23 protein-coding genes are annotated in these 22,218 nt (G+C 73.7%); 11 read left to right on the plus strand and 12 right to left on the minus strand.

The features are described from left to right. Positions 1-47: 47 nt before the first annotated feature. The gene (locus ABT006_RS15790; protein WP_350706900.1) at positions 48-215 is read right to left on the minus strand and encodes a hypothetical protein; all 168 of its coding nucleotides are present in this window, start codon (positions 213-215) and stop codon (positions 48-50) included. A 102-nt stretch (positions 216-317) separates the two neighbouring features. Beyond that, a complete protein-coding gene (locus ABT006_RS15795; RefSeq protein ID WP_350706902.1) occupies positions 318-656 on the minus strand; it encodes a GroES family chaperonin in 339 nt (112 codons plus the stop codon). 153 nt (positions 657-809) lie between these two features. On the opposite strand from ABT006_RS15795, the gene ABT006_RS15800 reads away from it, so the two are divergent. After that, complete coding sequence (locus ABT006_RS15800; protein ID WP_350706904.1) at positions 810-2,114, plus strand: AI-2E family transporter; 1,305 nt, start codon at positions 810-812, stop codon at positions 2,112-2,114. 14 nt (positions 2,115-2,128) lie between these two features. Here the strand turns inward: ABT006_RS15800 and ABT006_RS15805 are convergent, their stop codons facing one another. Further along, positions 2,129-4,321 carry an ATP-dependent DNA helicase gene (locus ABT006_RS15805; RefSeq protein ID WP_502890973.1) on the minus strand — a complete coding sequence of 731 codons (2,193 nt, stop codon included), beginning with the start codon at positions 4,319-4,321 and terminating at the stop codon, positions 2,129-2,131. Positions 4,322-4,458: 137 nt separating this feature from the next. Between ABT006_RS15805 and ABT006_RS15810 the strand changes: the two genes are divergently transcribed. Further along, positions 4,459-4,965: a DUF402 domain-containing protein gene (locus ABT006_RS15810; protein WP_350706906.1), complete on the plus strand. Its 507-nt coding sequence runs from the start codon at positions 4,459-4,461 to the stop codon at positions 4,963-4,965. 106 nt (positions 4,966-5,071) lie between these two features. Here the strand turns inward: ABT006_RS15810 and sigJ are convergent, their stop codons facing one another. Continuing rightward, a complete protein-coding gene (gene sigJ / locus ABT006_RS15815; RefSeq protein WP_350706908.1) occupies positions 5,072-6,037 on the minus strand; it encodes an RNA polymerase sigma factor SigJ in 966 nt (321 codons plus the stop codon). A gap of 392 nt (positions 6,038-6,429) precedes the next feature. Here sigJ and ABT006_RS15820 point away from each other — a divergent pair, with 392 nt between their 5' ends. Both ABT006_RS15820 and ABT006_RS15825 read left to right on the plus strand, forming a co-directional pair. Continuing rightward, complete coding sequence (locus ABT006_RS15820) at positions 6,430-7,056, plus strand: DUF47 domain-containing protein (RefSeq protein ID WP_350706910.1); 627 nt, start codon at positions 6,430-6,432, stop codon at positions 7,054-7,056. Between the two features lie 4 nt (positions 7,057-7,060). Further along, positions 7,061-8,065, plus strand: coding sequence for an inorganic phosphate transporter (locus tag ABT006_RS15825; RefSeq protein WP_350706912.1), 1,005 nt, complete (start codon positions 7,061-7,063; stop codon positions 8,063-8,065). Positions 8,066-8,122: 57 nt separating this feature from the next. On the opposite strand, the gene ABT006_RS15830 is transcribed toward ABT006_RS15825, so the two are convergent. Next, a complete protein-coding gene (locus ABT006_RS15830) occupies positions 8,123-9,091 on the minus strand; it encodes a Gfo/Idh/MocA family protein (protein WP_350706914.1) in 969 nt (322 codons plus the stop codon). A 71-nt stretch (positions 9,092-9,162) separates the two neighbouring features. On the opposite strand from ABT006_RS15830, the gene ABT006_RS15835 reads away from it, so the two are divergent. Further along, positions 9,163-9,996, plus strand: a complete 834-nt coding sequence (locus tag ABT006_RS15835; RefSeq protein ID WP_350706916.1) for an NUDIX hydrolase — start codon at positions 9,163-9,165, stop codon at positions 9,994-9,996. A 168-nt stretch (positions 9,997-10,164) separates the two neighbouring features. On the opposite strand, the gene pstB is transcribed toward ABT006_RS15835, so the two are convergent. The 7 genes from pstB to ABT006_RS15870 all read right to left on the minus strand — a co-directional run bounded on the left by pstB (position 10,165) and on the right by ABT006_RS15870 (position 17,488). Continuing rightward, positions 10,165-10,941, minus strand: coding sequence for a phosphate ABC transporter ATP-binding protein PstB (pstB, locus tag ABT006_RS15840; protein WP_350706918.1), 777 nt, complete (start codon positions 10,939-10,941; stop codon positions 10,165-10,167). A 20-nt stretch (positions 10,942-10,961) separates the two neighbouring features. After that, positions 10,962-12,050 (minus strand): phosphate ABC transporter permease PstA, encoded by a 1,089-nt coding sequence (gene pstA / locus ABT006_RS15845; protein WP_350706920.1) that lies wholly within the window; start codon positions 12,048-12,050, stop codon positions 10,962-10,964. 76 nt (positions 12,051-12,126) lie between these two features. Next, a complete protein-coding gene (gene pstC / locus ABT006_RS15850) occupies positions 12,127-13,218 on the minus strand; it encodes a phosphate ABC transporter permease subunit PstC (protein WP_350706922.1) in 1,092 nt (363 codons plus the stop codon). Between the two features lie 54 nt (positions 13,219-13,272). Beyond that, positions 13,273-14,379, minus strand: a complete 1,107-nt coding sequence (gene pstS, locus ABT006_RS15855) for a phosphate ABC transporter substrate-binding protein PstS (RefSeq protein WP_350706923.1) — start codon at positions 14,377-14,379, stop codon at positions 13,273-13,275. 345 nt (positions 14,380-14,724) lie between these two features. Further along, positions 14,725-15,651: a mycothiol synthase gene (gene mshD, locus ABT006_RS15860; protein WP_350706924.1), complete on the minus strand. Its 927-nt coding sequence runs from the start codon at positions 15,649-15,651 to the stop codon at positions 14,725-14,727. Positions 15,652-15,769: 118 nt separating this feature from the next. Next, positions 15,770-16,666, minus strand: a complete 897-nt coding sequence (locus tag ABT006_RS15865; protein WP_502890975.1) for a polysaccharide deacetylase family protein — start codon at positions 16,664-16,666, stop codon at positions 15,770-15,772. A 102-nt stretch (positions 16,667-16,768) separates the two neighbouring features. Next, positions 16,769-17,488 carry a winged helix-turn-helix transcriptional regulator gene (locus tag ABT006_RS15870; RefSeq protein ID WP_350706926.1) on the minus strand — a complete coding sequence of 240 codons (720 nt, stop codon included), beginning with the start codon at positions 17,486-17,488 and terminating at the stop codon, positions 16,769-16,771. Between the two features lie 244 nt (positions 17,489-17,732). Between ABT006_RS15870 and ABT006_RS15875 the strand changes: the two genes are divergently transcribed. The 6 genes from ABT006_RS15875 to ABT006_RS15900 all read left to right on the plus strand — a co-directional run bounded on the left by ABT006_RS15875 (position 17,733) and on the right by ABT006_RS15900 (position 22,214). Further along, positions 17,733-18,794 (plus strand): hypothetical protein, encoded by a 1,062-nt coding sequence (locus ABT006_RS15875; protein WP_350706928.1) that lies wholly within the window; start codon positions 17,733-17,735, stop codon positions 18,792-18,794. 82 nt (positions 18,795-18,876) lie between these two features. Next, a complete protein-coding gene (locus ABT006_RS15880; RefSeq protein WP_350706930.1) occupies positions 18,877-19,665 on the plus strand; it encodes an LmeA family phospholipid-binding protein in 789 nt (262 codons plus the stop codon). Positions 19,666-19,801: 136 nt separating this feature from the next. Further along, positions 19,802-19,879: an Ms5788A family Cys-rich leader peptide gene (locus tag ABT006_RS15885; protein WP_311202345.1), complete on the plus strand. Its 78-nt coding sequence runs from the start codon at positions 19,802-19,804 to the stop codon at positions 19,877-19,879. Positions 19,880-20,088: 209 nt separating this feature from the next. Then, entirely contained in the window at positions 20,089-20,937 is an 849-nt protein-coding gene (locus ABT006_RS15890) for a sulfurtransferase (protein WP_350706932.1), read from the plus strand. A gap of 3 nt (positions 20,938-20,940) precedes the next feature. Then, entirely contained in the window at positions 20,941-21,264 is a 324-nt protein-coding gene (locus tag ABT006_RS15895) for a DUF1416 domain-containing protein (protein WP_350684595.1), read from the plus strand. Positions 21,265-21,359: 95 nt separating this feature from the next. Beyond that, on the plus strand, positions 21,360-22,214 hold the full coding sequence (locus ABT006_RS15900) for a hypothetical protein (protein ID WP_350706934.1): 855 nt from the start codon (positions 21,360-21,362) through the stop codon (positions 22,212-22,214). The last annotated feature ends 4 nt before the right edge of the window (positions 22,215-22,218 follow it).

Genomic DNA, 22,218 nt, shown 5'->3' on the forward strand with positions numbered 1-22,218 from the left:
TCACCGCTGGGGCGGCGCCCCGGGTCGCTTCCTGGTGGTCCGGGTCGTCAGGTCATCAGGCTGGTGAGGAAGTCGCCGAGGCCCTGCGCCATCGCCATCAGCCCCGCCCCGATCGCCTTGAACATCTCGGCCGCGCCCTCGGGCCGGAACGCCATGAAGTAGATCAGGAACGCGACGCTTCCCCAGAGCAGCAGCTTCTTCACGAATACCGGCATCGTCCCTCCCCAGGGCCGGTGGTGCGGCTGGCTTCCCGGCCGGGAGCGCCGCAAACGACACCGGCGCCCGCAGCCGCGCGCGGCGGGGCGGGCGGGGAGGGCTCAGAGGTAGAGGCCGGTGGAGTTGTCCTCCACGCGCTCGGCGGCCACGGCGTGCACGTCGCGCTCGCGCAGCAGCACGTACCCGCGGCCGTGCAGCTCGACCTCCGAGCGGTCGTCCGGGTCGAACAGGACCCGGTCGCCCGAGACGATGGCGCGGACGTTCGGCCCCACCCCGACAGCGGTGGCCCAGGCGAGCCGCTTGCCCACGGCGGCGGTCGCCGGGATCACGATGCCGGCGGTGGAGCGGCGCTCACCCTCGCTCCCCTCCATCCGCACCAGCACGCGGTCGTGCAGCAGGCGGATCGGCAGGCCGGAGTCGAGATTCTTGTCGGCGGTCACGCCGGAAACGCTACCGTGTCCCGGTCGGGCGGCCGTGAGCGGTTACGCGCCGGGGGCGGGGGGCACTGGGTGGCGGAACTGCCCTACGGTGGCGTGGTCGGACGTATCCTGTCCGCCCATCGGGTGGGCACGGCCAGGTTCTGAAGCCAGGAGGTGCGCTTGAGCCGCTTCGAGCGGGTACGCGGACGGCTCCGTCGCGCGTACGAGTCGGGCCGGGAATCGGTGCGCCCCCGTCGTACGGACCCGGTCGACGCTTCCGAGCCGGCCGGGGTGGCCTCGCCGGCGTCCCCCGGGCCGGCGGCGCCGCCGTCGGCGGCCGTGGTCGGGGCGGATGCGCCGGCGGCGGTGCACACCTCCACCTCCAGCCGGGACGACGCCGACGTGCCGCACGGGCTGCGGATCGCCGCCGCCTGGTCCTGGCGGCTGATCGTGATCGGCGGCGTCGCCTGGGCGCTGATGAAGATCGTCGGCACCGTCAAGATCGTGGTGATCCCGCTGGCGGTCGCGCTGCTGCTCTCGGCGCTGCTCGCGCCGGCCGTCGGCTGGCTGCTGCGGGCCCGTTTCCCCCGCTCGCTGGCGACGGCGGTGGTGCTGGTCGGCGGCCTCGCCGCGGTGATCGGCACGCTGACCCTGGTGGTGAACGAGTTCATCCAGGGCGTGCCGGAGCTGAGCAAGAAGTCGTCGGAGGGCGTCCGGCAGATCCAGGACTGGCTCAAGACGGGCCCGCTGCACCTCTCCGACGGCCAGCTCGACCGCTACATCGAAGAGGGCCAGAAGTGGGTCAACGACAACACCGAGAAGCTCACCAGCGGTGCCCTCTCCACGGCCGCGACACTGGCCGAGGTGCTGACCGGCACGCTGCTGGTGCTCTTCGCCACCTTCTTCTTCCTGCGTGACGGCAACAAGATCTGGCGCTTCCTGGTCCGGCTGCTGCCGGTGGCCGCCCGCTGGAAGGTCGACGACGCCGGCCGGGCCTCCTGGTCGACCCTGGTCGCCTACGTACGCGCGACCGTGCTGGTCGCCTTCATCGACGCGGTCGGCATCGGCATCTTCCTGGTCGTCTTCGACATCCCGTTCGCCTTCCCGCTCGCCGCGCTGGTCTTCCTCGGGGCGTTCATCCCGATCGTCGGGGCGACCCTGTCGGGCGTCGTCGCGGTCCTGGTCGCGCTGGTCGACAGCGGCCTGGTGACCGCGTTGATCATCCTCGGCGTGGTGATCGGGGTGCAGCAGGTGGAAGGGCACCTCCTCCAGCCGCTGATCATGGGGCGCGCGGTGGCCATCCACCCGCTCGCGGTGATCATCGGGATCGCGGCCGGCGTGGTCCTCGCCGGGATCACCGGCGCGCTCGTCTCGGTGCCGCTGATCGCCGTGCTGAACACGGCCGTCCGCCGGCTCGCCGCCCGCACCGTTCCGGACACCCCGCCCGACGCCGTCGTCGTCGCCGCCAAGGCCCCCTGACCCGCCTGGGCGGGTCAGACCTTGGCGAGGCGTTCGAGGGCGCCGCGGGCGACCTCCGGCCGGGTGGTGTACCAGAACGGCGGCAGCGAGCGGCGCAGGAAGGCTCCGTAGCCCCGCGCGGTCTCCAGCCGCGAGTCGAGCACCGCGACCACGCCCTTGTCGCCGGTCGACCGGATCAGCCGCCCCACCCCCTGCGCCAGCCGGACCGCGGCGATCGGCACGCTCACCGCGGCGAAACCGGACCCGCCGTTGGCGTCGACCGCGGCGGCCCGGGCCGCCGCGAGCGGCTCGTCCGGCCGGGGGAAGGGCAGCCGGTCGATGACCACCAACTGGCAGGAGTCGCCGGGCACGTCGACGCCCTGCCACAGCGACATCACCCCGAACAGGCAGCTCGCCTTCTCCTCCCGGAACCGGCGCACCAGCAGCGGCAGCGCCTCCTCACCCTGGAGCAGGACGGGCAGGTCGGTCCGCGCGCGCAGCAGCTCCGCCGCCTGCTGCGCGGCCCGTCGCGAGGAGAAGAGGCCGAGCGTACGCCCGCCGAGCGCGGTGACCAGCGCGAGCAGTTCCTCGCCGGCCGCGTCGGGCAGCCCGGAGACGCTGGGCCGGGGCAGGTGCGCGGCGACGTAGAGGATGCCCTGCCGCGCGTAGTCGAACGGCGAGCCGACGTCGAGCGAGCGCCACCCGGGCCCCGACGTCGCCGGCAGCCCCGGCGTGCCGGTCGCCTCGCCGCCACCCGTGGCCCCGACCGGGCCGGCCCCGGCGGCCGACGTGACCCCGGCGCGCCCCGCCGCGTCGGTGCGGCCGGCGGCGCGGGCGGCCAGGGCCGCGGCGGCCGGTGACGGCGGGTCGGCCGGGGGCGCCTCCAGCCCGAGCGCCCGGGCCACCGTGTCGAACCGGCCGCCGAGCGTCAGGGTCGCCGAGGTGGCGACGACCGTGCGCTCGTCGTACAGGTGGGTGGCGAGGGTGCCGGCGACCGACAGCGGCGCGACCACCAGCGCCCGGCGGCCGGTGTTGTCGTTCTTCTCCACCCAGGCCACGTCGTGGTCGGCCTCTTCCAGCAGCCGCTGGGCGGTGGCGGAGAGTTCGTCGAGCACCGCCTTGGCCTGCTGCTTGCGCACGGGATCGGGGTCGTCGGCCTTGATCTCGCCGATGCCGTCGAGCGCCGCCCGGGTGGCCGCGTCGAGCAGGGTGCACGCCTCGCGCAGCGCGGCCGGCAAGCCGGAGGTGATCCGCCCGGCCGGCGCCTCCGCCAGCCCGACCGCCAGGGCGTCGCCGGCCGCGGTGAGCGACTCGGCGGTCTCCGGGCGCAGCAGTGGGCGGGCCCGCTTCGCGGAGCGGTCGATCAGCTCCGGCACCAGCTCGGCCTGGGCGGCCGAGGAGACGCGGTCGGCCAGCTCGTGCGCCTCGTCCACGATGAGCAGCTTGTGCGGCGGCACGATGTGCCGGCCGGCGAGCATGTCCACGGCCAGCAGGCTGTGGTTGGTGACGACGATGTCGGCCTCGCGGGCCCGGGCGCGGGAGGCCTCGGCGAAGCACTCCGCGCCGAACGGGCAGCGGGCCGCGCCGACGCACTCCCGGGCCGGCATGGAGACCAGCCGCCACGCCTGGTCGTCGACGCCCGGGTCCAGCTCGTCCCGGTCGCCGGTGTCGGTCTTCTCCGCCCAGTCGCGCAGCCGCTGGATCTGCTTGCCGAGCCGCCCCGCCTCGCCGAGCCACTTCGTGCCGCCGCCGGGGCGCTCCGCCGGGGCGTCGAAGAGCGTGTCCTCCGGCTCGTCCTCGGTGGAGTTGTCCAGCCGGGCCAGGCAGAGGTAGTGGTGCCGCCCCTTGAGCACGGCGAAGGTGGGCCGGCGGCCGAGCACCGGCTCCACGGCGTCGGCGAGCCGGGGCAGGTCGTGGTCGACCAGTTGGGACTGCAACGCCAGGGTGGCCGTGGAGACCACCACCGGGCCGTCCACGGTCAGCGCCGGGGTGAGGTAGGCCAGCGACTTGCCGGTGCCCGTGCCGGCCTGCACGAGCAGGTGCTCGCGCGCCTGCACGCACTCCTCGATGGCGGTGGCCATCTGCTGCTGGCCCGGGCGCGCGGCGCCGCCGGGCACCGCGCCGACCGCGGCGGCGAGCAGCTCCGCCCCGCTCGGCCGGGAGCCCCGCCGGCGGCCTCCGGTGCGGGGCGAGGGGGCAGCGGAACCGGTGGCGAGGCGCGGAGTCACCGTGCGACGGTACCCGCCGGCGCCGACACCGGCTGCGCCGATCCGGGCGTGGCGTCGTCACGGTACGGAATCCCACGGGCCGAGTCCGGTAATTTCCGTGCGGCGACCGATGGGCGGTATCGGTTAGGGTGCGACTCATGCCGAGCGACGTGGTCCGCGTGATCTACCGCAAGTACGACGGCAGCGCCCACCGCGACTACCCGGCCCGCCGGTTGGCCGAGGACGACCTCGGCGTCTGGCTCGGCGTCACCGAGGGCACGAAGTCGGTCTACCACGGCCGCCCGTCGGTCGAGCAGATCCCGTTCGTGCTCCTGGTGCCCCACCAGGGCTGGTGGACCGGCATGTTCAACCCGCCGCCGCGCACCAGCGAGGTCTACTGCGACATCGCCAGCCCGGCCCGCTGGGAGGACGACCACACCGTCCACCTGATCGACCTGGATCTGGACGTGGTGCGCCGCCGGGCCACCGGCGCGGTCGAGCTGCGCGACGAGGACGAGTTCGCCGAGCACCGGGCCCGCTTCGGCTACCCGGACGACGTGGTGGCGGAGGCCGAGGCGGCGGCCCGGTGGCTCCTCGGCGCGCTCGGCGACGGCACCGAGCCGTTCGCCACGTCGTACCGGAAGTGGCTCGCCCTGGTGGTCTGAGCCGGCGCGGTCGCCGCGGCCGGGCGCGCCCGAGCGCCGCCACCGACACGGCGGCCCACGGGGCACCGACGCGGCGCCTGGATGTCGCCGCCGCAGCGCCGGGGGGTCACCAGCGTGGCGGCCAGCCGTCGTCGGCCCCCAGCGGCGGCACGTCGCGCAGCTTCTCGGGGTTGAGCTGGTGGAAGATCCCGGTCACCCGGCCGCCGTCCACGGCCAGGGCGGCGACCACCCGCAGCGGCCGGCCGTCGGAGTGCACCGTCTCCATCTGCATCCCCAGCGTGCCGTCGACGAGCACCGGGCGGGCGCGCAGCGTGGCGCCGTAGCGGCCGGCCCGGCCGAAGAGGCCCAGGACGAACCGGGCCACGGCGTCGACGCCGACCACCGGGCGGCGGGCCGCCGGGAAGTGGCCGCCGCTGTCGCCGATGAGGACCACGCCCGGGGCGAGCACCCGCACCAGCGCGTCCAGGTCGCCCGACTCGACGGCGGCGACGAACGCGGCGACGACCCGGCGCTGCTCGGCCGGGTCGGCGGTGTCCCGGGGCGCGTCGGGCGCCTGCACCGCCCGGCGGGCCCGGGAGGCGAGCTGGCGGGCGGCGGCGTCGGTCGTGCCGAGCGCCTCGGCGATCCGGGGGAAGGGCACGGCGAAGACGTCGTGCAGCACGAAGGCGACCCGCTGCTCCGGCGTGAGCCGTTCCAGTACCACCATGAGCGCCGTGCCGACCTGGTCGGTGCGGACCGCGCGCTCCGCCGGGTCGGGCGCGAAGCCGTCGGTGCGCGGGCCCTGGTCGAGCGGGGTCACCACGGGCTCCGGCAGCCACTGGCCGGGGTACGCCTCCCGCCGCACCCGCGCCGAGCGCAGCACGTCCAGGCAGATCCGGGCGCAGGCGGTGGTCAGCCAGGCGCCGAGGTGCCGGATCTCGGCGCGGGCCGCCGGGTCGGCGAGCGCGGCGGCGTACCGTAGCCAGGTCTCCTGCACGGCGTCCTCGGCCTCGCCGCGGCTGCCGAGCATCCGGTACGCGACCGCCAGCAGCCGCCCCCGCTCGGCCTCGAACTCCGTCGCCAGATCCCGCACCCGAACCTCCCAGCACCGGCCTTCGCCCATTCTCCCGCCGCCCCGACCCACCCGCCGTCCCGCCCTGACGGGCGGACGGGGCGGGGGCTGGTACGTGCTGCCGGCGGACCGCTGGTGGTACCGCGACCGGGCGGTCGCGCACCTGCTCAGGGAGACGTTCGGCACCCCTCCATCGGGGGTATCCGCCTGCCGGTTTCGACGTCCGGCGGGAACGGGAGCGGCTGCTGGGATCTGAGGGAAACGTCGTAGGTGAACGACAGGTGAACGACCGATGAATGTGGCCTGACCAGGGGGAGGCCGCGGAATTCCCGCTTCCGTCGTTTCCTAGCATTCCCAGTCGGGCATCCCTCCGGGCGGCCGTACCCTTCCACCGACACGACGAGGTCCGTGCTGTGAAGTTTTCCTTCCGCCCGAACGAGGGCGCCTTCTACGAGCTCTTCACCAGGGCCGCGCAGAACCTGGTGAAGGGCACCGAACTGCTCAACGAGCTGGCCCTGCCCGGTGTGGAGGTGCAGTCGGTCAGCGAGCGGCTCACCGAGGTGGAGCACGACAGCGACCAGATCACCCACGAGCTCTACAAGAAGATCAACTCCACCTTCATCACGCCGTTCGACCGGGAGGACATCTACCGGCTCGGCTCGCTGCTGGACGACGTGATGGACCACCTCGAGGCGGTCGGCAACCTGCTCTACCTCTACGGGCTCACCAAGATCCCGTCGCTGCCCCGGGAGATGCACGAGCTGATCAACGTCCTCGACGCGCAGGCGAAGCTGACCGCCGAGGCCATGCCGCGGCTGAAGTCGATGAAGGACCTCGAGGACTACTGGATCGAGTGCAACCGGCTCGAGAACGACGGCGACCAGGCGTACCGGATGCTGCTGGTCCGCCTCTTCTCCGGCGAGTACGACGCACTGACCGTGCTGAAGATGAAGGAGGTCGCCGACGAGCTGGAGGCCGCCTGCGACTCCTTCGAGCACGTGGCGAACACCGTCGAGACCATCGCGGTCAAGGAGTCCTGATCCTGTGAGCCCCGAACTCATCGCCGTGCTGGCGGTGATCGCGGTGGCGTTGGCGTTCGACTACACCAACGGCTTCCACGACGCCGCCAACGCGATCGCGACCAGCATCTCCACCCGGGCGCTCACACCCCGGGTGGCCCTGGCCATGGCGGCGGTCGGCAACTTCATCGGCGCCCACTTCGGCGCCGAGGTGGCCAAGACCGTCGGCAGCGGCCTAGTGAAACTACCCACCGGGCAGGCCAGCCTCGGCATCGTCTTCGCCGGCGTGATCGGCGCGATCGTGTGGAACCTGATCACCTGGTACTTCGGCCTGCCGTCGTCCTCGTCGCACGCGCTGATCGGCGGACTGGTCGGCTCGACCGTCGCCGCGTCCGGCACCGTGCTCTGGAGCGGCATCGGGGAGAGCGTGATCATCCCGATGGTCCTCTCGCCGATGGTCGGCTTCCTGCTCGGTTACATCGTCATGATCGCCGTGCAGTGGATCTTCCGGAAGGGGCACCCCGGCAAGCTCAACCGAGGCTTCCGCTGGGCGCAGACCGCGTCGGCCGCCGCGATGTCGGTCGGCCACGGCATGCAGGACGCCGCCAAGACCATCGGCATCGTGGTGCTCGCCCTCTACGTGGGCGGCTACCAGGACGACCCGAGCTTCATCCCGGAGTGGGCGTTCTGGACCTCGGCGGCCGTGCTGGCCGCGGGCACGTACGCCGGTGGGTGGCGGATCATCCGGACGCTCGGCCGGAAGATCATCGACCTGAAGCCGCCGGAGGGTTTCGCGGCCGAGACCGTGGCCAGCTCGGTGCTCTACTTCAACGCGCTGGTCCTCGGCGCCCCGATCTCGACCACCCACACGATCACCTCGGCGATCATGGGTGTCGGCGCCACCAAGCGGCTCTCCGCCGTGCGGTGGGGCGTGGCCGGCAACATCGTCGGCGCGTGGATCCTCACGTTCCCGGCCGCCGGCTCGATCGGCGCCCTGATGTACTTCCTGGCCCGCCCGCTCTTCAGCTGACGGCCGACCCGGAGGGCCCTCGCCGACCGGCGGGGGCCCTCCGCGCGTCCGGGGGCGTCAGGAGTAGTCGACGCCGATCCGGGCGCGGATCCCGTCGAGCAGGGCCATCACCTCCAGGGTGGCCGAGTGCGGGACCAGGGGGCTCTCCGGCAGGCCCTCGGCCAGGCAGCGCTGGACCTCGGCGGCCTCGTACTGGTAGCCGCCGCCGACCAGCTCGCCGGTGATCGTCTCCGGCTCGGCGCCGGCCCGGTGCAGGGTCACCGAACCCGGGCGGAAGAACGGCTCCGGCAGGTCGATCCGGCCGGTGGTGCCGGTGACCGAGGCGACCAGCGGGGTCGCCCCGACCATGCCGCAGCTCAGCGTGGCGACGGCGCCCGAGTCGTACCCGAGGACGACGCCGGTGTTCTCGTCGACCCCCTCGGGGCTCAGCTTCGCCCAGGCCCGGACGTGGTCGGGCACCCCGAGCAGCAGGTGGGCCAGGCTGACCGGGTAGACGCCGAGGTCGAGCAGGGCGCCGCCGCCGAGGGTGCGGGCGCGCATCCGGTGCTCGGGCGGGAACGGCCCGGCCACCCCGAAGTCGGCCCGCACGCCGGTCACCGTGCCGATCGCGCCGTCCGCCACCAACTCGCCGAGGCGGCGTACGAGCGGGTTGGTCCGCATCCACATCGCCTCCATCAGGAAGACCCCGGCCGCCCGCGCGGTCTCGACCAACTCGGCGCTGGTCGTCAGGTCGAGCGTGAACGGCTTCTCCAGCAGCACCGCCCGGCCGGCCGCGAGACAGGTCAGGGCCGCCTCGTGGTGCGCGGCGTGCGGGGTGGCGACGTAGACGACGTCCAGGTCGTCGTCCGCGGCGAGTTCCGCCCAGGAGGCGTACGCCCGAGGCACGCCGTGGCGGCGCGCGAACCGCTCCGCGCTCTCGGCGGTCCGCGAGCCGACCGCCGTCAGCTCGGCGCCCGGCACCAGCCGGAGGTCCTCGGCGAAGCGGGCGGCGATGTGGCCGGTGGCCAGGATGCCCCAACGAGTCATGGCGGCCACGCTAGTGCGGATCACCGGACCGCAGAGCGGGCGATCCACCGGTCGGGAACTAGGCTCGGCGCATGACGATCCACGCCGACGGCTTCCCCGCACCCCCGGCGCTGGTGGAGCACGCCCGCCGGTTCCGCGCCGAGGGTGGCGTCCCGGCGGCGCCCCGGGTCGCGGCCACCGTGCTGCTGCTGCGCCCGGCCGGCGACGACTTCGAGGTGTACCTGATCCGGCGGGTCGCCGCGATGGCCTTCGGCGGGATGTACGCCTTCCCCGGCGGTGGGGTCGACCCCTCGGACTCGCAGGCGCACCTGGACTGGGCCGGCCCGACGCCGGCCGGCTGGGCCGAGCGGCTGGGGCTGACCCCGGCGGCCGCCCAGGCGGTGGTCTGCGCCGCTGCCCGCGAGGTGTTCGAGGAGGCCGGGGTCCTGCTCGCCGGCCCCGACGCCGGGACCGTCGTGGGCGACGTGAGCGGCGACGACTGGGAGGCCGACCGGGTGGCGCTGGAGCAGCGCCGGGCCGGCTTCGCGGACCTGCTCGCCCGGCGCGGGCTCACCCTCCGGTCGGACCTGCTGCTGCCGTGGAGCCGGTGGATCACGCCGGAGTTCGAGCCGCGCCGCTTCGACACGTACTTCTTCGTGGCCCTCCTGCCCGAGGGGCAGCGGACCCGGGACGTCTCCGGCGAGGCCGACCACACCCTGTGGATCCGCCCGGCGGACGCCCTGGCCCGGGCGGAGGCGGGCGAGCTGACCATGCTGCCGCCGACCCTGGTGACCCTGGCCCAGGTGGCGGCCGGCGGCGACCTGGCCGGCGTCGCCGCGGCGGCGGCGACCCGGGACGCCGCCACCCCGGTCACCCCGCGCCTCGACCTGCCCGACGACGGCGAACCCCGCTTCGTGCTGGCCTGACCGCCGTACCCGCGCCGCCGTCTGCCGGCGCTGCCGTGCGCCCCGGTCGGGGACCGTCGGGGCGGGAGTCGGCCGACGGCTGACGCGGTCGGGAGCCGGGCCACAGACGCCGACGGCGCCCCGCCCGGGACGGGGGACGGGACGCCGGTGGGCGGGGACGGGGCCGGCTCAGCCGAAGCGGCCGGTGATGTAGTCCTCGGTCTTCTTCACCCCGGGGTTGCTGAAGATCTTCTGCGTGTTGTCGTACTCGATCAGCCGGCCCGGGTCGCCGGTCTTCTCGATGGAGAAGAAGGCGGTCCGGTCCGAGACGCGGGCGGCCTGCTGCATGTTGTGCGTGACGATGATGATGGTGAACTTGTCCTTGAGCTGGAACATCAGGTCCTCGATGGCCAGCGTGGAGATCGGGTCGAGCGCCGAGCAGGGCTCGTCCATCAGCACCACCTGCGGCTCGACCGCGATGGTCCGGGCGATGCAGAGCCGCTGCTGCTGACCGCCGGAGAGGCCGGCGCCGGGCTTGCCGAGCCGGTCCTTCACCTCGTCCCAGAGGTTGGCCGAGCGGAGTGCCTTCTCGGCCGCCTCGTCCAGGATCGACTTCTTGCGGACCCCGTTGAGCCGCAGGCCGGCCACCACGTTCTCGAAGATGCTCATGGTGGGGAACGGGTTCGGCCGCTGGAAGACCATGCCGATCATGCGGCGGACGGCGGTGACGTCGACGTCCCGGTCGTAGATGTCCTGGTCGTCGATGGTGAGGCTGCCCTCGACCCGGGCGCCGGGAAGCACCTCGTGCATCCGGTTGATCGACCGGAGGAAGGTGGACTTACCGCAGCCGGACGGGCCGATCAGGGCGGTCACCGTCTTCGGCTCGACGGTCAGGTTGATGTTCTCGATCGCCTTGAAGCCGCCGTAGTAGGCGGTCACGTTCGAGGCTTCGATGCGCTTGGCCATGGTGGTGGTACCTCCGGGGTTCATCGGCCGAGCCGGTTGCGGCGGGCCAGCAGCTTCGCCGCGACGGTCAGGATCAGCACGAGGGCGACCAGGGTGAGTGCCGCGGTCCACGCCCGCGCCGGCGCGTACCGGGACGCGTCGCCCGCCTGCTGGTAGACGAAGAGGGCCAGCGACGACTGGTTGTTCTCGAACGGGTTGAAGTTGATCGCCGCGCCGCCGCCGGCGACGAGCAGCACCGGGGCGGTCTCGCCGGCCGCGCGGGCGATGGCGAGCATGACGCCGGTGACGATGCCCGGCAGCGCGGTGGGCAGCACGACCCGCAGGATGGTCTTCCACTTCGGCACGCCGAGGGCGTACGCCCCCTCGCGCAGCGGCGCCGGGACGAGACGCAGCATCTCCTCGGTGGAGCGGACCACGGTGGGCAGCATCAGCACGCTCAGCGCGAGCGCGGCGGCGAAGCCGGAGAAGCTCGGCCGGCCGTCGTTGAACCACGGCGAGACGATCAGCACCCAGAACGCCAGCACGAACAGGCCGGCGACGATCGACGGGATGCCCGTCATGACGTCCACGAAGAACCGGATCGCGAAGGCGAACCGGCCCCGGCCGTACTCGACGACGTAGATGGCGCAGAGGATGCCGAGCGGGACGGTGATCAGGGCGGCGATGCCGACCTGCTGCAACGTGCCGACGATCGCGTGGTACGCCCCGCCGTTCGGGTCGCGGGCGCCGATGTTGTTCATCGAGGTGAGGAAGAAGTCGCCGTCCAGCCGCTCGGCGCCCTTGCTGACCAGCGTCCAGACCACCGAGGCCAGCGGCAGGACGGCCAGCACGAAGGCGGAGTGGATCAGCGCGCTCCAGGTGCGGTTGCGCGCCGACCGGCGCCCCTCGACCGCGTTCGCCGCCGCGAAGAGGCCGACCAGGTAGAGCACCGCGCCGAGCACCACGACCAGTACCGGGCCGCCGATGCCGGCGCCGTACACGACCGCGGCGGCGACCAGCAGCGCAGCCGCCGCGACGGCCGGCGCGGCGTACTTCGGCAGCCGCCGGGCCTTCAGGGTGGGCGGCTGGGCCGGTGGGCGGGTGCGGTGCGACGTGACTGTGGTGGTCATGCCGCCACTCCGCTTCGCTCCGTGGCGCCATGAGGCACCGATGCGCTGTGACGATGGTTCGCTCGCTGACGCTCGCTCATGCGGCCGACTCCGTGAACTCCCGGCGGCGGTGGATGATCGCCCGCGCCGTGATGTTGACGATCAGCGTGATGGCGAAGAGCACCAGACCGGAGGCGATCAGCGCGCCCCGACCCGTGTCGTTCGCCTCGCCGAACGTGTTGGCGATGTTGGCGGCGATGGTGTTGCCGCCGCTCTCGATGAGGTTGAACGAGATGTTGAAGGTGATGCCGAGGGTCATCGCCAGGGCGATGGTCTCGCCGAGCGCCCGGCCCAGCCCGAGCATCACCGCGGCGACGATGCCGGGGCGGCCGTACGGCAGCACCGCGGTGCGGATCATCTCCCAGCGGGTGGCGCCGAGGGCGAGGGCGGCCTCCTCGTTGGCGGTCGGGGTCTGCAGGAACACCTCGCGGGAGAGCGACGTGATGATCGGCAGCACCATGATCGCCAGGACCAGCGCGCCCAGCATGATGGACTTCCCGAACGGGCCGTCGCCGCCGAAGATCGGGATCCACCCGAAGTACGTGTTCAGCCAGGTGGAGAAGTCCCGGACCGGGTTGATGAAGACGTCCCGGCCCCAGAGACCGAAGACCACGCTCGGCACCGCGGCCAGCAGGTCGATCAGGAAGCCCAGCGTGGTGCCGAGCCGGCGCGGCGCGTAGTGGGACAGGTAGAGCGCGATCCCCAGGGCCACCGGCACCGCCATCAGCAGGGCCAGGGCGGAGCTGAGCACGGTGCCGAAGGCGAGCGCCCCGATGCCGAACTTCGGTTCCGCGTCGTTCGGGAACCAGCCCTCGAAGGTCCAGAAGCCCTCGGTGTTGGCCCGCAGCGCCGGCACGGCCTTGGCGATCAGGAAGACCGCGATCGCGGCGATGATGACCAGGACGGCGACGCCGGCGGCCAGGGTGAGGCCACGGAAGGCCCGCTCTGCGCCGAACGCCCGGGCCCGGGGCAGCGCGCCGCCGCCGCCCAGCCCGGCTCCGCCCGGGATGCGGGTGCTGACTGGTGGCTCGGCCAGACGCGCCGAGGCACCGGCGGGCCGCTCGTGACCTTCGGTCACGCGGGTCCCGCCGGTGCCGGCGTCGGCCGAGCGCTGAGGGGTTTCACCCATCTGCTCGCTCGCTTCGAGTTGAGGTGGTGGTGGTGATGGTGTCGGTGAGGCGGGTCAGGCGAGGTTCTTGACCGCGGCCTCGACCTTGGTGCGGACCGACTCGGGCAGCGGGGCGTAGCCCAGTGCGGTGAGGTCGGCCTGGCCGGCGGTGCTGGCGGCGTGGCCGAGGAAGCCCTTGACCAGCGGCAGCTTGTCGGCGGGCAGGCCCTTCGAGCAGACGATCTCGTAGGTCACCAGGACGATCGGGTAGGCCCCGGCCTCCTTGGTGTTGTAGTCGATCTTCATCTTGAGGTCGTCGCCCTGGCCGACCACCTCGGCGCCGGCGATGGTCTTACCGGCCGACTCGGCGGTCAGCTCGGCGAACTCGCCGGCACCGTTGCCGATCTTGGCGGTCTTCAGGCCACCGTTCTCGGCGTACGACCACTCGACGTAGCCGATGGTGCCGTCCTGGTTCTTGATGGCGCTGGCCATGCCGTCCGACTTGGCCGCACCGGTGCCGCCCGGGGCCTTCCACTCCTTGGCCTTGCCGAAGGTCCAGTCGGACGCGGCGGTCTTGGAGAGGAAGTCGGTGAAGTTGTCGGTGGTGCCGGAGGAGTCCGAGCGGTGCACCGCGTTGATGGCGGTCGACGGCAGCGTGGCGCCCGGGTTGTCGGCCTTGATGGCCGGGTCGTCCCACTTGGTCACCTTGCCGGCGAAGATCTTCGCCAGGGTGGCCGGCTTGAGCTGGAGGTTGTCCACGCCGTTGACGTTGTAGGCGATGGCGACCGGGCCGATGACCATCGGCAGGTTGATCGCGGCGCCGCCGACGCACTTGGCGTTGGCCTGCGGCTGCTCCTCCTCCTTGAGGGCGGAGTCCGAGCCGGCGAAGTCGGCGGTGCCGGCGATGAAGGCCTGGATGCCGGCGCCCGAGCCGGACGGCTCGTAGTTGATCTTCGCACCGGAGCACTTCTGCTGGTACGCCTTGATCCACTCGTCCATGGCGTTCTTCTGCGCCGACGAGCCCTGGGCGTTCAGCGTGCCGGTGGCGCAGTCGGCGGCGGCGGCCGACCCGGAGGCGGAGGCGCTGCTCGCGGGCTCGTTGTTGTCCGAGCCGCATGCGCTGAGAGCGAGCGTCGCGGTAAGAGCGAGGCAGGCGAGAGTGCCGTGCCGCTGGAGCTTCACCTGAGGGGTTTCCCTTCACGTCTGACTTCGCACCCGGATTGGGGGCCCGGGGTGCCGGCGCTGACCGGCTGGTCCAAAAGTTAGGAGTGCCAGGTAGCCGGTTCGCCGGTCGCACATGAACGCGAGGTGAACAGGTGCGGCAGTGCAGGTGACCGCTCGCTGAGGGTGAGTTGTCCGTTAAGTGAACTCGGATGCCCCTGTCGGACGTATGGGCATTTTTCCGGTAGGCCGTTATCTGGCCGACGCGCTGCCGTTATCCGCCGGTGACCCGCCGGCCCGGCCGTGTCGGCCCGGCCGGGTCGGCCCGGGGCCGTCGCCGGGGCGGCGGACCCGGGCCGGTGTCGGTCAGGCCGACTGGTAGTTCACGTGCGCGGACCAGCGGGCGAAGCCGAGCCGCTCGTAGAGGGCCACCGCGGCGGTGTTCGACTCGTCGACGTAGAGCATGACCCGGTCCAGGCCCCGTCGGTCCCGCAGGTACGCCAGGCCGGCCGCCGTCAGCGCCCGACCCAGTCCGCCCCGGTGCGTCGCCGGGTCCACCCCGAGGACGTAGACCTCGCCGATCCGGGCCGAGCCGGGGCGCTCGTGGACCTTCGTCCAGTGGAAGCCGACCAGCCGGCCGGTGGCCTCCTCGACGGCGAGCATGAAGCCGTCCGGGTCGAACCACGGCTCGGCGAGGCGCACCCGCAGGTCGGCGGGGGACCAGCGGCCCTGTTCGGGGTGCTCGGCGAAGGCCCGCGCGTTGAGGGCGAGCCAGGCGGCGTCGTCGTCGCCCGGCCGGAACGCGCGCAGCGTCACCCCGTCCGGCAGTCGGGGCTCGGGGATCGGCGCGGTCAGCGGCCGGCGCAGTTGCCAGAGCACCCGTGCACGGCGCAGGCCCAGGTCGACGGCGAGCGCGGCGGCGGACGGGTGGTCGCCGTGCGCCCAGACCCGCAGCGGGCCGCCGGCCGCCGCCAGCACGCCCCGGGCCAGCGCCCGTCCCGTCCCGCGCCGCCGGTACGCCGGGTGCACCGCCAACTCCACGCCGGTCCCGGCCTCGCCGTCGGTGGTGTCCAGGTGGGCGTACCCGGTCAGCGTCCCGTCGGCGGCCTGGGCGGTCAGGTGCACCGCGGCGGCGTCCGGGTCCCGCAGCCGGAGCAGGACGTGCTCGTCGAACGGGTCCGCCCCGTCGGCGTCGCCGGCGGCCCCCGCGAGGGCCAGCACGTCGGCGATCTGCGCGGGGCTGAGGCGGTCGGTCCGGGTCACCTGCTGGCTGGTCGGTGCGGCGCTGCTCATGTCGTCACCGTAGTCCGGTCGGCCGCCGGTCCCGCCGTCCTTCAGTCGGCCCGCCGGGCGGTGTAGCAGGGGTCACGTCGGCGGGCCGGGCGGGCGACCACGGGCGGTTCGCCGCGCCTCACGTCGCGCCGTTGGGCAGCGCCGCCAGCTTGAACCGGCTGGTCAGGGCCGGCAGGATCTCGTACAGCGCGTCCACTGTGCCCTGCCGGTCGCCGCCGGCGTCGTGCAGCAGCACGACCGAGCCGGGTTCGACGTTGGTGAGGACCATCCCGGCGATCCGGCTGGCCCCCGGCGTCTCCCAGTCCGCCGGGTCGACCGTCCAGTGCAGTGAGGTCATCCCGAGTTCCCGGGCCACGGACACCACCGAGTCGGTCCAGGCGCCGCCGGGTTGGCGGTAGTACGCGATCGGGGCGTTGGGCACCGCCGCCCGGATCGCCTCGCTGGTGCGCAGCAGGTCCGCCCGGATGGTCTCCGGCGACTGCTGGCCGAGGGTGACGTCGTGGTTCCAACTGTGGTTGCACAGGGTGTGCCCGTCGGCCACTATCGCCCGGATCAGGTCGGGGTGGCTCTGCGCGTTCTCGCCCACCACGCAGAAGGTGGCCCGGACGTGGTGCTCGCGGAGCAGGGCGAGCACCTGCGGGGTGTACTGCGGGTCCGGCCCGTCGTCGAAGGTCAGCGCGACCTGCGACGTGCCGCTGGTGGTCTGCGTTCCGTACGGCCCGTCGGTCGCGGTCGGGGTGCCGCTCGGGTCGGCTACCGCGGGCCCGGTGCTCCGGTCGTCGCCGGGCGTGGGCCGGTCGGGGTCGTCCGTCGGCGCCTGGTCGGCGTAGTGCTGGCCGGTGCTGGTCACGTCGGAGGCGGGCCGGTCGGGGATCAGGCTGCGGCCGAGCGCGTACGCCGTGCCGAGCAGGGCGATCACGATCAGCGCGACGATGCCGACGGTGCGCGCGGTGGAGGGGTCCCGGATCGTCGTGCCCGTCCGTGCCGAACCGTCGCCCCCGTGGTCGATGTGCACGCCGCCGCCCCCCTTTGTCAGCAAACCTGAGGGCCAGATTAGAACCGACAAGTCGGGCCAAAAGGGGCGTATGCGAAAGAGTCCCGGAAAGGGGGATCAGGGTCAGACGGGCAGCGGGGAGTGCTCCGACTCCGGCAGCGACCGGGACGGCGGCACGACGAACTTGTAGCCCACCTGCCGCACCGTGCCGATCATCGACTCGTACTCGGAGCCGAGCTTCGCCCGCAGCCGCCGGACGTGCACGTCGACCGTGCGGGTGCCGCCGAAGTAGTCGTAGCCCCAGACCTCCCGCAGGAGCTGGTCCCGGGTGAACACCCGGCCGGGGTGCTGCGCCAGGAACTTCAGCAGCTCGAACTCCTTGTAGGTCAGGTCGAGCGGCCGGCCCTTCAGCTTCGCGGCGTACGTGTCCGGGTCGATGGTGAGCTCGCCGGCGCGGATCGAGCCGCCGGCGCCGGACGTCGCGTTGCTCGGCCGGCCGACCGCCAGCCGCAGCCGGGCCTCCACCTCGGCCGGGCCCGCCGAGGCGAGGATGACGTCGTCGACGCCCCAGTCCGCGTTGAGCGCGATCAGCCCGGCCTCGGTGACCACCGCGACCAGCGGCACGCCGAGCCCGGTGGCGTGCAGCATCCGGCAGGTGGCCCGGGCCTCGCTCAGCTCGGAGCGGGCGTCGACCAGCACCGCGTCCGGGCTGGGGCCGGCCACCAGGGTGCGGACGTCGCGCGGCGCGGTGCGGACCGAGTGCGGCAGCAGGTCGAGTGCCGGCAGCACGGCGGATGCTTCGCCGGCGCGTGCGGTCACCAGCAGCAGGATCTCCACGATCACCTCCGTCCCGGCGGCCGTCGGCCGCGCGCGACCAGCGCTTTCCGCAGGGGGTGTGGCGCTGATGAACTTGCGTGGGTCCCGGCGTCGCTGACGGGCGGGTAGCGGCTTGAGCGTAACTGATGGCCCCGGCGTCACCTCCGCGTCCTTTCCCGTTTGCCCGGCTTGCCCATGATCGCGCCTCAGGTTTTAACGTTGCCGAAACCGTGACCTCCGCGCCGGCCGGCCGGTCTGGCACGATCGGGGCGTGTTTCCCTCCAGCTCGCCCGAGACCGGCCGCGACCCGTGGTCCGACGGGCCCCGCCCGGGGCCGTCGGGCCCGTCCCGTGGCCAGCCGCCGGCGCCGCGCACCGGGCCGGCCCCAGACGACGACGGCGCCCGCCGCGAGCGCGGCGGGCCGCGTCGCGCCCGTCGCGGTGGCGAGCCGCCGCGCCGGCCCGACGACGAGGCGGACGCCGAGCCGGACGAGGAGGTGATCGAGCCGGTCGAGGTGCGCCGACCGCTCGCGCTGGCCGTCGCCGGGTTCGCGGTCCTGCTCGGCATCGGCCTGGTGCTCGGGGCGCAGACCTCCGGCCCGGGCCACCGGCTGCCGTTCGCGGGCATCGTCCTCGGCGTGCAACTGCTCTTCGTGCTGGCCTGGACGATGGCCATGCGGCCGCCGGCGCTGCTGCTGGTCGCCCTGGTCAGCGTGGCCGCCGCGGTCGCGGCCGACGCCGCCGCCGTGCAGACGGACGTCGCCGGGCTGGCGCCGCTGGGCTACGTCGCGGCGGGCGCCTTCCTCCTCGGGGTGCTCGGCCAGCTCGTCCGGCGGGTCGACCGCGTGCGGGTGACCGACTCCCTGGGCGGCACCCTGCTGATCGTGGTGGGCGTCGTCGCCTTCGCCACCCTGATCACGCTCAGCCGGATCCCGGCCGGCACCCAGGCCATCACCGTCTGTCTCACCGCCAGCGGGGTCGCGCTCACCGTCGCCCGGCTCACCGACGCGGTGGCGCCCTGGCCGCGGCTGGCGCCGCAGGTGCCCCGGGGCGCGGCCGGCGTGGTCGGCGGCGCCATGGTCGGCACGCTGGTCAGCGCCGCCCTCGGCAGTTACCTGGTGGCACCCTTCACCCCGACCAGGGCCGCGATCATCGGGCTGGTCGCGGCCGTCGCCGCCGTGCTGGCCGACCTCGCCGTGGGGTACGCGGAGGCGGGCCGGCTGATGGCGGGGGAGCCGCCGACCATGTGGGTGGCCCGGCACATGCAGGGGCCGCTCGGCGGCTTCGCCCTCGCCGCGCCGGCCGCGTACGCCATGTGCAAGCTGGTCCTCTGACGCGCGGTTGAGGATTTCCCCGTCCGGGTAACCACCGAAAGGCCGCTTCGCGGCACCCCGGGCACTCACGACAGGAGGCGGCGTGGCGCAGGATCACACGTACGAGGAGCGGCCCCGTCGACGCGGGCGCAAGGTGCTCGTCACCCTCGTCGTCCTGCTCCTGGTCCTCGGCGGCCTGCTCGTCGTGGCCGACCGGGTCGCGGCCGGGGTGGCCGAGCGCGCCATCGCCGACCAGGTCCGGCAGGAGGTCGCCAAGCAGGGGGCGCAGTCCTCGGCGCCGGAGGTCGAGGTCGGCGGCTTCCCGTTCCTCACCCAGGTGCTCGACGGCCGGTACGAGCGCATCTCCATCGGGCTGCGCGACGTGCAGGGCTCGGTGCAGGGTGACGTGGTCGCGCTGCCGAAGCTCGACGTGGACGCCCGCAACGTCCGCGCGTCGCTGGACACGATCCGCTCCGGGCAGGGTGACGTGGTCGCCGAGACGGTCGACGGCACCGGCACCATCAGCTACGACAGCCTCGCCAAGCTGCTCGACCGGCCCGGGTTGACCCTCGGCGAGCAGGGCGGCCGGCTCGCCGTCACCGCCCCGGTCGACATCCTCGGCCAGCGGCTCACCGTGACCGGCACCGCCGACATCACCGTCGGCAAGGAGGGGCAGGTGGCGCTGCGCTTCAACGACCTGAACGCCGAGGGGCTGCCGAACGTGCCGCTGGCCCGGACGATGCTCAACAACTACGCCAGGAGCATCTCGGTCGACGTGCCCCTGCCCGAGCTGCCGTTCCAGCTCGCCGTCCGGGAGGTCCGGCCGCTGCCCGAGGGGCTGGCGGTGACCGCGGACGCGAAGAACGTGCCGATCAACTCCGCCGTCGGCTGAGCCGCCGGCGGTCCGCCGGTCGGCGCGAGCGCGGAGGCGACGCGACCGGGGGTGACGGGCCGGTGGCGCGGCGGCGCGTCCCGGATGCTGGTCGGGCCGGTGGCGTCATCGGGCGTGGCTGGTAGGCTCCCTGCTCATGGGGACGCTCCTCACCAAACGGCGCGCGGTCGACCTGTGCCGCGTGGCCACCTGCCTGTGTCGCCCCGTCATCTGACGGCGGGGCTGTCCTCGGCTGCCTGACGCAGCCAGTGGCACTCAGGGTCCGCGTACCCCCGGTGCTCTCCCACCGAACGCCCGGCAGCGGCGCCGTCGCACGAACCCGTGATCCGTTTCCTCGCTATGGGTCCCGCGCGTGGTGCGACAGTTATGTTCATCGATCTCCGCGCGCTGGCTCACCATCCATCCTCACCAGGGAGTGATCTGATGAGTCGCGACACCGCACTCGTCTCGGCCGAGTGGGCCGAGAAGAACATCGACGCCCCGGGCGTCGTCTTCGTCGAGGTCGACGAGGACACCTCGGCCTACGACACCGGCCACATCGCCGGCGCGATCAAGCTGGACTGGAAGACCGACCTGCAGGACCAGGTGCGCCGGGACTTCGTCAACAAGAGCCAGTTCGAGGCCCTGCTCTCCGAGCGCGGCATCGGCAACGACGACACCGTCATCCTCTACGGCGGCAACAACAACTGGTTCGCCGCGTACGCCTACTGGTACTTCAAGCTCTACGGCCACCGCGACGTGAAGCTGCTCGACGGCGGTCGCAAGAAGTGGGAGCTGGACGCCCGCCCGCTGGTGACCGACGCGGTGACCCGCCCGGCGACGCAGTACGTGGCGCAGGAGCCGGACACCTCCATCCGGGCCTTCCGCGACGAGGTCGTGGCCGCGATCGGCACCAAGAACCTGGTCGACGTGCGCAGCCCCGACGAGTTCGCGGGCCGGCTGCTCGCCCCCGCCCACCTGCCGCAGGAGCAGGCGCAGCGGGCCGGGCACATCCCCACCGCGATCAGCGTGCCGTGGTCGAAGGCGGCCAACGAGGACGGCACCTTCAAGTCCGACGACGAGCTGCGCAGGATCTACGCCGCCGCCGGGCTGGACGACAGCAGGGAGACCATCGCGTACTGCCGGATCGGCGAGCGCTCCTCGCACAGCTGGTTCGTGCTCCAGGAGCTGCTCGGGCACCGCAACGTGAAGAACTACGACGGATCCTGGACCGAGTACGGCTCGCTGGTCGGCGTGCCGGTCGCGCTCGGCGACGAGCCCGGGGAGGCCTGAGCCATGACCGCACCCACCGCTGCCGGCTGCGCCGCTCCCGACCAGGCCGCCCCGCTGCCCGCGAGCCTCGACCTGGAGAAGGAGACCGTGATCACCGGCGTCGTCCGGTCCGACGCGGGCGAGGCCGTGCCGGGCGCGTACGTCCGGCTGCTCGACTCGACCGGTGAGTTCACCGCCGAGGTGGTGACGTCGCCGGCCGGCCAGTTCCGGTTCTTCGCCGCGCCGGGGACCTGGACCCTGCGGGCGCTCTCCCGGCACGGCAACGGCGACACCGCCGTGACCGCCGGCCGGGGCATCAACGAGGTCGCCGTCACCGTCGCCTCCTGACCCACGCTCTGATCGGCCCGTGGCCCGCCCCCTCGCCGAGGGGGCGGGCCACGACCGTCTCCGGGTGCGTTCCACCGGCGTGACACGATGGCGTCGTGAACGGTGTCGTAGCGACGGGGCAGGCCCCGCCCACCGGTCCCGACCGGCCGGCGTCCCGGCGGTGGCTGCCCTGGCTGCTCGCCGCCACCGTGGCCTGGGCGGTGCTGCTGACGGTGCTCACCTGGGCGTCGGTGCGGGACGACCCGCCGACCGTCCGGGAGCAGCGCAGTCTGGCCGAGGCCGGCCCGGTCGTCGACCGCGCGGTCGGCGAGTTGGTCGCGGCGGCCGGCGACACCGCCGTGCTGACCCCGCCCGAGATCGAGCGGGGCTGCCGGGTCACCCCGTTCGCCGACGGCGCCACCCTGACCCGTGGGGTGGACGTGTTCGTCCCCGCCGGCCAGGAGCGGGCACTGCTGGAGCGGGTCGCGGAGCGGCTCCCGGGGCACTGGCGGGCCGGGGTCCGGGTGACCTCGGATGTCGGCCCGCGGCTGCGCGCCGACGCGGGCGAGTTCGTCACCGTCGAGGGCACGGTCGCCGGGGACGGCCGGGTCCGGCTGGCGGCCGACACGGGCTGCCGGCCGGTCGGCGACGGCTACGCCGCGCCGGCGACCGGCGCCACCGGCGCGGAGACCGAGGCCCTGGCGGCGGCGCTGCGGGCCCTCAGCGGCCCGGCCGGAGCGGCCCCCGAGGTGGTCGTCGCGCCCTGCCCCGCCGGCGGCGCCGCCCGCACCGCTCGCGCCGAGGTCGTCCCGGCCCCGCCGTCCCCGGCCGCCGCGCTCGCCTCCGTCGCCCGTGTCCCGCTGCTGAACACCTCCCAGGCGTACGCCTACCGGAGCGGCGGCGTCATGGTCGTCGCCGGTCTCTCGGGTGACCGGGTCGCCCTCTCCGCCACCACCGGTTGTCCGGCCTGAGGCC

It is taken from the genome of Micromonospora sp. NPDC002717, assembly GCF_040295705.1.
Classification (GTDB): Bacteria; Actinomycetota; Actinomycetes; order Mycobacteriales; family Micromonosporaceae; genus Micromonospora.